This is a genomic window from Xanthomonas arboricola pv. populi, from assembly GCF_002939945.1.
Lineage (GTDB): Bacteria > Pseudomonadota > Gammaproteobacteria > Xanthomonadales > Xanthomonadaceae > Xanthomonas > Xanthomonas arboricola_A.
Window position 1 is genome coordinate 253148 of record NZ_MDEB01000005.1, and the last position, 12146, is coordinate 265293.

Sequence of the window (12146 nt, forward strand, 5' to 3'; positions counted from 1 at the left end):
GTCGGCGCAACGACGCTGTGGGTCATGCACGGACGTGAGCAGTGACCGGCAGCGACAACAGCGATCTGCGCCGTGCGGGTGATCGCACCGGCGCCGGGTTGCCGGTAGCCAGTGACGCGTTCCAGGTGTCGAACAGCGCGGCGACTGCGCGCGCGTGGCCATCGGCGGGCAGCGTGGCCTTGTCGGTGTAATGCATCACGCCGCCAGCCAGCGCCGGGGCGGCAACCAGGGCCAGAACCAGACAGAGAAGGGTGCGACGCATGGGGAATCTCCGTTCTGATGGATGGGTGCCTGAGCAGGCAGGGCCAGTATCAAAATTGACGGAGCGCCGAAGTTCCGCTGTTCGGCAGATGCATGAATATGCCTTTCAGCGTATCGATGTAAAAATTAAGTAATTGAAATGGATTGGATATATCGAAAAATAGGGCGCAGTTCCGATTGTCGCTTCCGTGCGGCGGCCCAGATCGTCACGGGCCCTCGAGTCAGGGGGGCGTCAGCGCATACCGCGCTGGCGCTGCCGAGCTCATCACGTTGTCGGTTGACGGCACCCGGACAGGGTGCCCACCTTCCGATTCCCGATTCCCGATTCCCCAATCCCCAATCCCCACCACGCATGCACCACGGCACAACGTCCCCGCGCCACATACCGCAGCGCTGGCCGCAGCACGGCTGCGCGAGTGCGACGCTGCTAGAATGGCGGTCCCTTTCCATCCGCCGCGCCATTGCGGCCGCAGGAGCTAGTGAACATGGCAATCAAGGTTGGCATCAACGGATTCGGTCGCATCGGCCGCAACGTGCTGCGCTCTGCGGTGCAGAACTTCGCCAATGACATCGAGATCGTGGCCATCAATGACCTGCTCGAGCCCGATTACCTCGCCTACATGCTGCAGTACGACTCGGTGCATGGCCGCTTCAAGGCCGATGTGTCGGTCGACGGCAACACGCTGATCGTCAACGGCAACAAGATCCGCCTCACGCAGGAACGCGACCCGGCCAACCTCAAGTGGGATGCGGTCGGCGCCGACGTGGTGATCGAGTCCACCGGCCTGTTCCTGACCAAGGAAACTGCGCAGAAGCACATCGACGCGGGCGCCAAGAAGGTGATCCTGTCGGCACCGTCCAAGGACGACACGCCGATGTTCGTGTTCGGCGTCAACGACAAGACCTACAAGGGCGAAGCGATCGTCTCCAACGCCTCGTGCACCACCAACTGCCTTGCGCCGTTGGCCAAGGTGATCAACGACAAGTGGGGCATCAAGCGCGGCCTGATGACCACCGTGCACGCGGCCACGGCAACGCAGAAGACCGTGGACGGCCCGTCGAACAAGGATTGGCGCGGTGGGCGCGGCATCCTGGAGAACATCATTCCGTCCTCCACCGGTGCCGCCAAAGCCGTGGGCGTGGTGATTCCTGAGCTCAACAAGAAGTTGACCGGCATGAGCTTCCGCGTGCCGACCTCGGACGTGTCGGTGGTCGACCTCACCGTTGAACTGGAAAAGCCGGCCACCTACGCCGAGATCTGTGCCGAAGTGAAAGCGCAGAGCGAAGGCGCCTTGAAGGGCGTGCTGGGGTATACCGAGGACAAGGTCGTGGCCACCGACTTCCGTGGCGAAACCTGCACCTCGGTGTTCGACGCCGACGCCGGCATCGCGCTGGACTCGACCTTCGTCAAGCTGGTGTCCTGGTACGACAACGAGTGGGGCTATTCCAACAAGTGCCTGGAAATGGTGCGGGTTGTCGCGAAGTAAGTTCGCGCTTAGGCGATGCGTAGAGGCCCCGGCATGCCGGGGCCTTTCGTTTTGTGTCTGCCGGAATGTGTTGCGTGCATGTACCGTCGCCGCTTCGTCGTCAGTACGAGAAGTGGACTTTGCGAGGCCCACGTGCGCTAATTTGCGGGCACGGCGGCCGTTCCCGTGTCGTGTACGAAGGATCGGGGAACTCCATGGATCGAGAGAACAAAACTCATGAGTAAATTTCTGGCGGGCGTATTGGCGCTCGGTGTGGTGTTTGCGGTGTCGGCTCCGTCGAACAGTTGGGCGGCGAAAAAGCAGACCGGTACGCCGGCCTGGATGAATGCCGATGGTGAGGTGATCAAGTCCTCCGATGTGGAGGCGGGTTATGGCGAAACGGTCAAGGGTGTCAACGATTACGAAGGCGAGATCACCGGCAAGCCGGCGCCTGACAGCAAGTTCACCCAGCTGAAGATCGGCATGCCGATGAAGCAGGTGACCGATCTGATTGGTCAGCCTAACGATCAGGGGTCCTACGTGACCGGCAAGGCGTTCATCCCGTTCTTCTTCGGTGGCGACCGTTACCGTTATGAGATGGCCTACAAGGGCCAGGGGCGTCTGGTGTTCGCTGGCAAGTCGATGGACACCGGCGGCAACCTGATCTGGATCATCCATAACAAGAACGACAGCGGCTACCGCGAATGATGTTCAAAACGCCCGGTTCTCCCGGGCGTTTTTTTTGGGGGGCGTGTACATGCATGTAGCCATTGCGCGCGGATGTCGCCAACGGCATCGCGTCGCTACGCCTCAGCCGGTGATCGGCTGCCCAGACGCGGCCTGAGCCTGTATGGTTCGCGCATTCGGCCGGATGCCGACTCAGGGGTTGTGCGTTGGAAACGATGATTGGGTTGGTGGTGCTGTTGCTGCTTGCGGTGCCGGTCGGGTTGGTGATCGCCCTGGTGTGGATCGCCGGGCTGCGGCGGCGCGTGGGTGCGCTGGAACAGCGGCTCGCGCAATGGCAGGCCAGCGGCGCAGGGGGCGCGGACGCCGCGGCGGTGCACAGGCAAGCGCCAGCGCCAGTCAATGCATGGGAGCCGCAACAGGCGTCAGACCTCGGCATGTCTGCGTCTGGCGAGCCTGAGGCGCCTCGCGCAGCAGATCTGCAAGCCGCGCGGTCGCCGACGCCGGTCGCGCCAATGCCGAGACCGATGCCGCCATCGTTGCCGGCAGAAGCTCCCGCATCGTCGTCGGCGCGCGGCGCAGTCGACGCACCGGCCTTGATCGCTGCGCCTGCCGCGTTCGAGCAGCAAGCGCACGACGTCCCCTCCGGACCAGGCCCGCTGGCGCGCGTGGCCAGCGCAGTGAAGCGCTGGTTCACCGAAGGCAATGTGCCGGTCAAGGTCGGCATGCTGGTGTTGCTGGCCGGTGTGGCGTCGCTGTTGAAGTACGCCAGCGACCAGGGCTGGATGCGCATGCCGATCGAGCTGCGGCTGGCCGGCATCAGTGTGCTGGCGCTCGCCGGCCTGGTCCTGGGCTGGAAGCAGCGGCTGCAACGGCCCGGCTTTGCGTTGGCGTTGCAGGGCGGGGCCATCGGCGGCTTGCTGCTGACGGTGTTTGCCGCGTTCAAGTTGTATGGGCTGCTCGGCGCAGGCCTGGCGATGGGCATCAGCGTGGTGCTGATCGCGGGCATGTGCGTGCTGGCGGTGGTGCAGGATTCGCGCACGCTGGCGGTGCTGGGTGTGCTGGCCGGCTTCCTTGCGCCGATCTGGCTGTCCACCGGCAGCGGCAATCATGTCGCGCTGTTTTCGTACTACGCAGTGCTCAATGCCGGCATCGTGGCGATCGCCTGGACGCGTCCGTGGCGGGTGCTGAACCTGCTCGGATTCGCCTTCACCTTCGGCATCGGCACGCTGTGGGGCGCGCTGCAATACACCCCGGCGAAATTCGCCACGACCGAGCCGTTCCTGCTGTTGTTCTTCGCCATGTATGTGGCGATTCCGGTACTGCATGCGCGGCGTGGCGATGGCAGTGCGGGCAAGCGCATCGACGGCAGCCTGCTGTTCGGCACACCGCTGGTGGCGTTCGCGTTGCAGGCGCGCCTGCTGGATGGCGAGCGCTTGCCGCTGGCGCTATGCGCGTTGGCGGTGGCTGCGCTATACGCGGGTCTGGCCAGCTGGTTGCTGCGGCGTGCCTCCACACGTTTGCTGGGCCAGGCGCATGCGATGTTGGCCGTCGGCTTTGCCACCCTGGCGGTGCCGCTGGCCTTGTCGGCGCGTGCCACCGCCAGCGTCTTCGCGCTCGAAGGCGCCGGTCTGCTGTGGCTGGGGCTGCGGCAGGGGCGTCGGATCTCGCAGTTCAGCGGGGTGGCGTTGCAGTTGCTGGCGGCCGTCGGTGTCGCGTTCGGTGTGGATGCGTGGCGTTACGACGCAGTGGCGGTGGCCAATGCCACCTGCATGAGCACCTTGCTGCTTGCGCTGGCCGGCTGGGCCAGTGCCTGGTTCCTGCGCGACGCAGGGCAGCCGCGCCGCGCGCTGGTGGCGTACCTGTGGGGGCTGGGCTGGTGGACGCTGTGCGGTGTGCACGAGATCCTGCGCTTTGCCGACGACCTGCGCAGCGAGCCGGATCTGCTGCTGGGCTTTGTCGCGCTCAGCGTGTGGCTGGCCGCCGAGGTGCATCGGCGTCGCCCGGCAACGGCGCTGGTGTGGACGGCGATGGTCGGGCTGGCGCTGGCTGCGCCGCTGGCGCTGTGGCAACGCCATGCGCATACGCAACCGTTCGCGCATTGGGGGGCGCTGGCCTGGTTGGCGTTCGCCGTGGCCGGCACGCGCGCCCTTTGGTGCCTGCGCAGGCAGCACGGCGCCGGCGCGGTGGCCGCACAGTTCGTCTGGTGGCTGCTATGGCCGCTGGTGGTCTCGTTGGGCGTGGCTTGGCTGGCCGATACGTTCATGCTGGCAAATGGCTGGCGGTGCGCCTTGCTGGCCGCGCCCTGGCTGATCGTGGCGGCGGTGGGGCTGTTGCGTTGGCCGTGGCTGGCGTGGCCGCAGGGTGCCGGCTTCGATCGGGCACGCAATGCCTTGCTGGGCTGTGTGTTCGCGGTACTGGGCATCGGTTGGCTGATCGTGCTGCTGGACCCGGTGAGCGCAGCGCCATTGCCGTGGCTGCCCTTGCTCAACCCGGCCGAGCTGGCGCAACTGGCGGTGCTGGCCTTGCTGGCGCGTTGGGGCTGGTCTGCGCAGGCGCCGTTGGCCGTGCAACGGTGGCGGGTCACTACGCTGGGCGTGTCGGGCTGGGCCTTGATCACCGGCAGCACCTTGCACAGCGTGCATCACTGGGGTGGTGTGGCGTGGGATGCCGGGCTGATCGGCGCGACCCTGTCGCAGACCAGCCTGACCATCGTGTGGAGCGTGCTGGGCGTGCTGGGCTGGGTGATCGGCTCGCGGCGCGGTCAGCGAGGGCTATGGCTGGGTGGGGCGTTGTTGATGGGCCTGGTGCTGGCCAAGCTGGTGTTGGTCGACCGCCAGCATCTGGGCAATCTGCTCGGTATCGGCTCGTTCATGGCCTATGGCCTGTTGTGCACCGTGGTGGGCTATCTGGCACCGGCGCCGCCGCGCCAGCTGGTGGCCGAAGAGCAGGCTGTCGGAGACGATGGCGTGGACAAGGATCAGGCATGAGATCGAGGCAATGGGGATGGCTGTTGCTGGTGCCGCTAATGGCGCAGGCGGCCGATGTGCGCCAGGACTATCGTCAACAGTGGCCGCTGGAGGCGGCCGGTTCGGACGCCGGTATGTATCAGCTGCGGTTGAACGCGGCGATCTATCGCAGCGCCCATGACGCGGCGCTGCGCGATGTCACGGTGATCGACGCGCGTGGCGAGGAGATGCCGGCCGCGCTATTGCCGGTGGATGCCGCGCCGGCTGCCGCGCCGCGTCGGCAACGCCTGCCCTTGTTCGCGCTGCCGGCCGGTGTGGCGCCTGCCAACGGCGATCTGCAGCTGATCGCCGAACGCGATGCCAGTGGCGCGGTGCGTCGGCTGGAAGGCCGCTTCGCCACCGGCACCGCTGCCGTTGCAGGCGCCGGTGGCAGCTGGCTGATCGATGCCAGCGCGTTGCGCGATCGTCCGCGTGCGCTGTGGCTGGACTGGGATGGCAATACGCCGGTGCAGGCCCGGCTGCGTGTGGAAGGCAGCGACGATCTGCGCGTCTGGCGCGTGCTCGCCGCCGATGCCACCGTGATGGCGCTGGACAATCGGGCGCAGCGTCTGCAGCAGCGTCGCATCGCGTTGGACGATGGCGCGCGTTATCTGCGTTTCGTGCCGGTGTCGGGCGATCTGCCGGCCTTGCGCGTGGTCGATGCGGAACTGGAAGGCGTCTCCGCGCCCCTGCAATCGCAGTGGCTGGAATTGCCGGGCACTGCGCAGGACAAGGCGGTGGTGTATGCCTTGCCTGGGCGCTTTCCGATCACCCAGGTCGATGTCAGCGGCGGTCGGGCCGAGGCGATCGAATGGCTCGTGGAAAGCCGTGATGCCGACGACGCGCCGTGGCTGCAACGTGCCGGGCCGTGGTTGGCGTATCGTCTGGGTACTGGCACCGCCGCTGCGTCGCCGCCGCAACAGTTGTCGGCCCCGGTGCGCGACCGTCAGTGGCGGTCGCTCGCCGTACAAGGGCGCAGCACTGCGATGCCGTCGCTGCGTCTTGGCTACCAGCCGGAGCGGATGATGTTCCTCGCACAGGGGCAGCCGCCGTATGCGGTGGTCGCGGGCAGCGCGCGGGTGCAACGTGGCGACGCGCCCCTGGCCTCGATGCTGCAGGCACTGCGCCACGAACGCGGGGCGCAATGGCAACCGGCGCAGGCCAACGTCGCCGCGCAGGCACAGCCGTTGGCCGGCGATGCCGCGCTGCAGCCGGCCGCCACACCGCGCGACTGGAAGCGCTGGTTGCTATGGGCGCTGCTGGTCGGCGGCGCCTTGCTGGTCGGTGGTTTCGCCGTGAGTCTGCTGCGCAGCTCGGCGGCCAGTCGCAGCCCCTGAAGACGACGTGCGTCGCACGGCGGTTTGCCGCTGCGGCGCGAAGGTCCGACAATGGGCATCCCCCGTCGCCAAGGCAGCCGCATTGCCCGTCGTCTTCGACCGACCATCCCCCGCATCGCCAGCCGTATGGGCGGCGACACGCGGACAGGCAAGCGGCAATCTCCGCGACCTGCACGCGGGCCAGACTCACGTCGTGCGGCTGCTCCCAGGGCGTCGTCTGCCCGCGCAGCGCCCAGACACTGGCGCCACGTGCACCAGCCGCCTTTTCGATTCCCCAATCCCGATTCCCCAATCCCCAATCCCCAGACCTAGCGAGCTGACCCCATGTCCATCGTCCGCATGACCGACCTCGATCTCTCCGGCAAGCGCGTGCTGATCCGCCAGGATCTCAACGTGCCGATCGACAACGGCCAGATCACCTCCGAGCAGCGCATCACCGCCTCGGTGCCCACCATCCAACTGGCGCTGGAAAAGGGCGCCGCGGTGATGGTCACCTCGCACCTGGGCCGCCCCAAGGAAGGCAGCTGGACCGAAGAAGATTCGCTGGCGCCGGTGGCCGCGCGCCTGACCGCGCTGCTGGGCGTCGACGTGCCGCTGGTGCGCGACTGGGTCGATGGCGTGGAGGTGGCGCCGGGCCAGGTGGTACTGCTGGAAAACTGCCGCATGAACGTCGGCGAGGGCAAGGACGACGAGACCCTGGCGCGCAAGTACGCCGCGCTGTGCGATGTGTTCGTCATGGACGCCTTCGGCACCGCGCATCGCGCGCAGGCCTCCACCCATGGCGTGATCCGCTTCGCGCCGGTGGCTGCCGGTGGTCCGCTGTTGATGGCCGAACTCGATGCGCTGGCCAAGGCGCTGGACAACCCGGCCAAGCCGCTGCTGGCGATCGTGGCCGGCAGCAAGGTGTCCACCAAGCTGGAGCTGCTGTCCAACCTGGTCAACAAGGTCGACCAGCTGATCGTCGGCGGCGGCATCGCCAACACCTTCATCGCCGCGGCCGGGCATGACGTCGGCAAGTCCCTGAGCGAGCCGGATCTGATCCCCACCGCCAACCAGATCGTCGCCGATGCGAAAGTGCGCGGCGCGGAGATTCCGTTGCCGACCGATGTGGTCGTCGCCAAGCAGTTCCTGCCCGATGCCGAGGCGACGGTGAAGTCGCTCGACGCCGTGGAGGCCGACGATCTGATTCTGGACATCGGCCCGCAGACCGCCGCGCGCTATGCCGAGCTGATCGCCAGCGCCGGCACCGTGGTGTGGAACGGGCCGGTCGGCGTGTTCGAGTTCGAGCCCTTCAGTCACGGCACCGAAACCCTGGCGCGTGCGATCGCCAGCTCCCAGGCATTCTCGATCGCCGGTGGCGGCGACACCCTGGCCGCCGTGGACAAGTACGACATCGCCAAGGACGTCACCTACATCTCCACCGGCGGCGGCGCGTTCCTGGAGTTCCTGGAAGGCAAGACCTTGCCGGCGGTGGCGGCGCTCGAGGCGCGCGGCAAGTGAGTGCAGCCACGCTGTTCTTCGATCTGGACGGCACCCTGGTCGATTCGGAGCCGGGCATCGTCGCCAGCATCGTGCATGCCTTCGACGCGGTGGGCCAGCCGCGTCCGTCGCCGCAAACCCTGCGTGCGTGGATCGGCCCGCCGCTGCGCGACAGCTTCACCGACTGTTTTCCCGACGATCCGGCGCTGGTGCAGCGCGCACTGGCGGCGTATCGCGGGCGGTACGACGCGGTGGGCTGGACCGAACTGAGCGTATTCGACGGTATCGGTGAGGTCGTCATCGACCTGCAGCGCGCCGGCCATCGCCTGGCGGTGGTGACCTCCAAGAACGAGCGCTACGCGCGCCGCATCGTCGAGCATCTGCCGTTCGGTGCGTGCTTCGAGAACGTGATCGGGGCCAGCGAAGACGGCGAGCGCCGCTTCAAACCGGACCTGATCGCCGAAGCATTGCGGCGCCTGGACATCGCCAAGACCGGCTGCGTGATGATCGGCGACCGTCGGATGGATATCGATGGCGCCAACCACCACGGCATCCATAGCATCGGCGTGTTGTGGGGGTTCGGCGATGAAGCCGAGTTGCGTGCCGCAGGTGCCGGCGCGATCGCGCACACGCCTGCCGGGTTGCGCGCCTTGATCGAGCCGTAGGCGTTACGAACAAAGCAGTTGCGCGCATCGTCAGACGAGCGCGGCCGGCGCTCGCCAGCGGGGAGCAGCACGTGCACGCTGCGAGGGTCTTGCAGCATCCGCGCTGCGACGGCCGCTCGACGCGTTCCAGTTGCCGTTGCGACCCGTGGGACCTTCACCGCTGCCGCGTTAGGGTGGCAGCCCACAGCAACAACCCGCCGCGCGCCCAGCGCGCTGCGGAAAGCGTACGTACTGTCCCGCACTGTCTACAGGACATGCCGGAATGCGAGGGTGGCTATGCCGCAATGCCATCCTCGGTAGGTGACGCGTGTGTTAAGTTTCGCGGCTTTTACAGGGAGGCCATCATGAAAGAACGTCAACGCCGCACCAAGATCCTCGCCACGCTCGGACCGGCGACGGATCCGCCCGGTGTGCTGGACGCCTTGTTCAAGGCGGGCGTCAACGTGGTGCGCCTCAACTTCAGCCATGGCGACCCGTCCGGCCAGGCCAAGCGCGCTGCCGAAGTGCGCGCCGCGGCCGTGCGTGTCGGTGCCGAAGTCGGCATCCTGGCCGACCTGCCGGGCCCGAAGATCCGCGTCGAACGCTTTGCCGAAGGCAAGATCAAGCTGACCACCGGCGAGCGTTTCGACTTGTTGGCCGACCCCAATGCGCCGGCCGGCGACCAGCATCAGGTCGGCGTCAGCTACCTCGGCCTGCCGCAGGACGTGGCCGCTGGCGACGTGCTGCTGCTGGACGATGGTCTGGTGCAGCTGCAGGTCACCGAGGTGCAGGGGCAGCGCATCGTCACCACCGTGCTCAACGATGGCGTGCTGTCCGATCGCAAGGGCCTGAACAAGCAGGGCGGCGGCCTGTCGCTGGGTGCGCTGACCGAGCGCGACAAGGAACTGATCGGCATCGTCGCCAAGATCGGTGTGGACTTCATCGCGGTGTCGTTCTGTCGCAACGCCGAAGACATGAATGACGCGCGCCGTATCGCCCGTCAGCACGGCTGCGATGCCGCGCTGGTGTCCAAGATCGAGCGCACCGAAGCGATCGAGAACCTGGTCGAGATCGTCGAAGCCTCCGACGTGGTGATGGTGGCGCGCGGCGATCTGGGCGTGGAAATCGGCGATGCCGAATTGCCCGGCCTGCAGAAGAAGATCATCCGCGAATCGCTGGCGCAGAACAAAGTGGTGATCACCGCCACGCAGATGCTGCAGTCGATGGTGGAAAGCCCGATCCCGACCCGCGCCGAAGTGCTCGACGTGGCCAACGCGGTCATCGACGGCACCGACGCGGTGATGCTCTCGGCCGAAACCGCGGCCGGCGCCTACCCGGTGCGTGCGGTGGAAGCGATGGCGCGCATCTGTCTGGGTGCCGAGCGCCAGTTCGAGTTCGACACCGACTTCGAAGCGGCGCAACGTAATCTGCAACGCGCCGACCAGGCGATCGCGATGGCGACCATGTTCCTGTCCGAGCACATCGGTCTGGCCGGCGTCGTTGCATTGACCGAATCCGGCGGCACGCCGCGTTACCTGTCGCGCTTCCGTTCCAACATGCCGATCTACGCCTTCACCCGTCACGATGGCGCGCGCCGCCACATGGCGATGATGCGGGGCGTGTTCCCGATCAGCTTCGACAGCCGCGGCCTGACCCCCCGCGAAGCCGCACGTGCGGCGATCCGTCTGCTGGTGGAGAACGAGCGCATGGGACCTGGCGACCGCGTGGTGTTCACCAGCGGCGAGCACATGGAAACCCATGGCGCCACCAACACGCTGCGTCTGCTGGAAGTGGGCGAAGACGGCCGCGCCAGCGGCCTGGGCGAGCTGTAACGCCGGGGACCGCGCAGCGCGTGCTTTGTCGGTCGACGCACGCGCTGCATCCACATCGTTGCGTATAAATATAAACACAGCGGCGGCCTGCGGGTCGCCGTTGTGCTGTGCGCGACATGGTCTGCATTGCGGTACGCGCCTGCAGGCGCTCGCAGCGCGAAGCACGCGCATCATGCTGCGAGCCGCGCCACATATCTGTCATGCAGGACACGTGTAATCGGTTGCAGACATTCCGTGAAGGAATGTCTGCGACTTTCGTCGCTATACTTTCGTTCTCCCCCGCAGCTGCCACAGGAACTACATGAGCATCGAACAGCTTGCCGAAACCGCCCAGGCCATGGTCGCCCCGGGCAAGGGCATCATCGCCATCGACGAATCGACCAGCACGATCGCCAAGCGTTTTGCCAGCGTCGGCATCGAGAACATCGAAGAAAACCGTCGCGCCTATCGCGAACTGCTGCTGACCACGCCCAAGCTGAGCGACTACATCTCCGGCGCGATCCTGTTCGACGAGACCATCCGTCAGAAGACCAAGGACGGCGTGCCGTTCGCCGAGTACATGACCGCCCACGGCATCATCCCGGGCATCAAGGTCGACAAGGGCGCGCAGCCGCTGGCCGGCATGCCGGGCGAGCTGGTCACCGAAGGTCTGGACGGTCTGCGCGCGCGTCTGGAGGAGTACTACACGCTGGGTGCGCGGTTCGCCAAGTGGCGTGCGGTCATCAACATCGGCGAAGACATCCCGTCAGGCACCTGCATCGAGGCCAACTCGCATGCGCTGGCGCGTTACGCTGCGCTGTGTCAGGAGCAGGGCCTGGTGCCGATGGTCGAGCCGGAAGTGATCATGGACGGCAACCACGACATCGAAACCTGCTACGAAGTCACCGAAGCCACGCTGCGTTCGCTGTTCGGTGCGCTGTATGAGCAGAATGTCGTACTCGAAGGCACCATCCTGAAGGCCTCGATGGTCATCTCCGGCAAGGGCTGCGAAGAGCAGGCCGGCGTCGAGGAGGTGGCCGAGTCCACCGTGATGTGCCTGAAGTCGACCGTGCCGGCGATCCTGCCGGGCATCGTGTTCCTGTCCGGCGGGCAGACCGACGAGCAGTCCACCGCCCACCTCAACGAGATGCACCAGCTCGGCAACCTGCCGTGGCCGCTGAGTTTTTCCTACGGCCGTGCGATGCAGCAGGCCGCACTCAAGTTGTGGGCCAAGGACATGACCGGCAACGTCGCCAAGGCGCAGCAGATCATCTATGAGCGCGCCAAGGAAAACGGCCTGGCCGCGCTGGGCAAGTGGAAGGGTTGATCGCCGTGCCGGACGCTTTGCGGCCGGATCGAACGTAGCAAAGAACGCCGGCAGCGATGCCGGCGTTTTTGTTTGCGTGGATCGCGCGGCGCCTGCACAACTGCCCAAACGCAGCGAGCGCCTCGCGGC

At 66.5% G+C, this 12146-nt stretch carries 8 protein-coding genes and 1 pseudogene; 8 read left to right on the forward strand and 1 reads right to left on the reverse strand.

The features are described 5' to 3' along the window. Positions 1 to 25: 25 nt before the first annotated feature. Positions 26 to 262 (reverse strand): annotated as a pseudogene (locus XaplCFBP3123_RS15000) (SgcJ/EcaC family oxidoreductase); the annotation flags it as partial. 484 nt (positions 263 to 746) lie between these two features. Here XaplCFBP3123_RS15000 and gap point away from each other — a divergent pair. The 8 genes from gap (at position 747) to XaplCFBP3123_RS15040 (ending at position 12017) form a co-directional block, all read left to right on the forward strand. Beyond that, positions 747 to 1748, forward strand: coding sequence for a type I glyceraldehyde-3-phosphate dehydrogenase (gap, locus tag XaplCFBP3123_RS15005; protein ID WP_104534756.1), 1002 nt, complete (start codon positions 747 to 749; stop codon positions 1746 to 1748). 216 nt (positions 1749 to 1964) lie between these two features. Beyond that, complete coding sequence (locus tag XaplCFBP3123_RS15010; RefSeq protein WP_104534757.1) at positions 1965 to 2435, forward strand: hypothetical protein; 471 nt, start codon at positions 1965 to 1967, stop codon at positions 2433 to 2435. Positions 2436 to 2629: 194 nt separating this feature from the next. Next, positions 2630 to 5401 (forward strand): DUF2339 domain-containing protein, encoded by a 2772-nt coding sequence (locus XaplCFBP3123_RS15015; RefSeq protein ID WP_429001633.1) that lies wholly within the window; start codon positions 2630 to 2632, stop codon positions 5399 to 5401. After that, complete coding sequence (locus XaplCFBP3123_RS15020; RefSeq protein ID WP_104534759.1) at positions 5398 to 6756, forward strand: DUF3999 domain-containing protein; 1359 nt, start codon at positions 5398 to 5400, stop codon at positions 6754 to 6756. The genes XaplCFBP3123_RS15015 and XaplCFBP3123_RS15020 overlap by 4 nt, the downstream gene beginning before the upstream one ends. A 324-nt stretch (positions 6757 to 7080) precedes the next feature. Next, positions 7081 to 8256 carry a phosphoglycerate kinase gene (locus XaplCFBP3123_RS15025; RefSeq protein WP_104534760.1) on the forward strand — a complete coding sequence of 392 codons (1176 nt, stop codon included), beginning with the start codon at positions 7081 to 7083 and terminating at the stop codon, positions 8254 to 8256. Beyond that, entirely contained in the window at positions 8253 to 8900 is a 648-nt protein-coding gene (locus tag XaplCFBP3123_RS15030; protein ID WP_104534761.1) for an HAD family hydrolase, read from the forward strand. The genes XaplCFBP3123_RS15025 and XaplCFBP3123_RS15030 overlap by 4 nt, the downstream gene beginning before the upstream one ends. A 344-nt stretch (positions 8901 to 9244) precedes the next feature. Next, the gene (gene pyk, locus XaplCFBP3123_RS15035) at positions 9245 to 10711 is read left to right on the forward strand and encodes a pyruvate kinase (RefSeq protein WP_104534762.1); all 1467 of its coding nucleotides are present in this window, start codon (positions 9245 to 9247) and stop codon (positions 10709 to 10711) included. Positions 10712 to 11012: 301 nt separating this feature from the next. Further along, on the forward strand, positions 11013 to 12017 hold the full coding sequence (locus XaplCFBP3123_RS15040; protein ID WP_104534763.1) for a class I fructose-bisphosphate aldolase: 1005 nt from the start codon (positions 11013 to 11015) through the stop codon (positions 12015 to 12017). Positions 12018 to 12146: the final 129 nt, after the last annotated feature.

Bases quoted from the DNA above. Each gene is read 5' to 3' on its own strand.
- XaplCFBP3123_RS15020 (WP_104534759.1), top strand. From the start codon at position 5,398: ATGAGATCGAGGCAATGGGGATGGCTGTTGCTGGTGCCGCTAATGGCG.
- XaplCFBP3123_RS15010 (WP_104534757.1), top strand. From the start codon at position 1,965: ATGAGTAAATTTCTGGCGGGCGTATTGGCGCTCGGTGTGGTGTTTGCG.
- XaplCFBP3123_RS15040 (WP_104534763.1), top strand. From the start codon at position 11,013: ATGAGCATCGAACAGCTTGCCGAAACCGCCCAGGCCATGGTCGCCCCG.
- pyk (WP_104534762.1), top strand. From the start codon at position 9,245: ATGAAAGAACGTCAACGCCGCACCAAGATCCTCGCCACGCTCGGACCG.
- gap (WP_104534756.1), top strand. From the start codon at position 747: ATGGCAATCAAGGTTGGCATCAACGGATTCGGTCGCATCGGCCGCAAC.
- XaplCFBP3123_RS15015 (WP_429001633.1), top strand. From the start codon at position 2,630: ATGATTGGGTTGGTGGTGCTGTTGCTGCTTGCGGTGCCGGTCGGGTTG.
- XaplCFBP3123_RS15025 (WP_104534760.1), top strand. From the start codon at position 7,081: ATGTCCATCGTCCGCATGACCGACCTCGATCTCTCCGGCAAGCGCGTG.